Genomic DNA, 1,230 nt, shown 5'->3' with positions numbered 1-1,230 from the left:
CGGACGGTGGCCAGCACGCCGGCGGCTTGCGGGCCGCCCATGACCGAGATGCGGCTGTTCGGCCATGTCCAGAGGAAACGCGGGGAATAGGCGCGGCCGGCCATGCCGTAATTGCCGGCGCCGAAGGAACCGCCAAGCAGGATCGTGACCTTCGGCACGGACGTGGTCGCAACCGCCGTCACCAGCTTGGCGCCGTGCTTGGCGATGCCCTCCGCCTCATATCTGCGGCCGACCATGAAGCCGGTGATGTTCTGCAGGAAGACCAGCGGGATCTTTCGCTGCGAGCAGAGTTCGATGAAATGCGCGCCCTTCTGGGCGCTTTCGGAAAACAGCACGCCATTGTTGGCGACGATGCCGACCGGGACCCCGAAGACATGCGCGAAGCCGCAGACCAGCGTCATGCCGAACCGCGCCTTGAACTCGTCGAACCGCGAGCCGTCCACCACGCGGGCGATAACTTCACGGATGTCGTAGGGCGTGCTCAGAGAGGACGGTACGATGGAAGCGATTTCTTCCGGATCGTAGAGCGGCTCTTCGGGCGTCGCCAGCATCACGGTATCCGGCTTGCGGGTGTTCAGCCCGGCAACGGCGCGGCGGACCAGCGCGAGCGCATGGGCGTCGTCGCGGGCGAGATGATCCGCCACGCCGGAGAGGCGGGTGTGCACATCGCCGCCGCCCAGATCCTCGGCCGAGACTTCCTCACCCGTCGCAGCCTTTACCAGCGGTGGACCGGCGAGGAAGATCGTTCCCTGGTCCTTGACGATGATCGCCTCGTCGGACATCGCCGGCACATAGGCGCCGCCTGCGGTGCAGGAGCCCATCACCGCGGCGATCTGGGCGATGCCCTTCGCCGACATGCGGGCCTGATTGAAGAAGATGCGGCCGAAATGATCGCGGTCGGGAAACACCTCGTCCTGGTTCGGCAGGTTGGCGCCGCCGGAATCGACCAGATAGACGCAAGGCAGCCGGTTCTCCTCGGCGATCTCCTGGGCGCGCAGGTGTTTCTTGACCGTCATCGGGTAATAGGTGCCGCCTTTGACGGTGGCGTCATTGGCGACGATCATCACCTCGCGGCCCTCGACCCGGCCGATGCCGGTGACGATGCCGGCCGACGGGCTCGCCCCGCCGTAAAGCCCATGCGCGGCGGTGGCGCCGATTTCGAGAAAGGGCGAACCGTGATCCAGCAGCCGAGCGATCCGCTCGCGCGGAAGGAGCTTGCCGCGCTTCACA

The 1,230-nt window shown here is 66.3% G+C and carries 1 protein-coding gene; it reads right to left on the bottom strand.

Going from position 1 to position 1,230, the window contains the following annotated elements; translation table 11 throughout:
* Nucleotides 1-1,230, bottom strand: a 1,230-nt coding sequence (locus tag MOV61_RS29965; protein ID WP_247139184.1) for a carboxyl transferase domain-containing protein, incomplete at both ends; no start/stop codon positions are given.

It is taken from the genome of Neorhizobium sp. BETTINA12A (assembly GCF_023006485.1).
Lineage (GTDB): Bacteria > Pseudomonadota > Alphaproteobacteria > Rhizobiales > Rhizobiaceae > Neorhizobium.
This window is presented reverse-complemented; position numbering and strand designations above follow the sequence as displayed.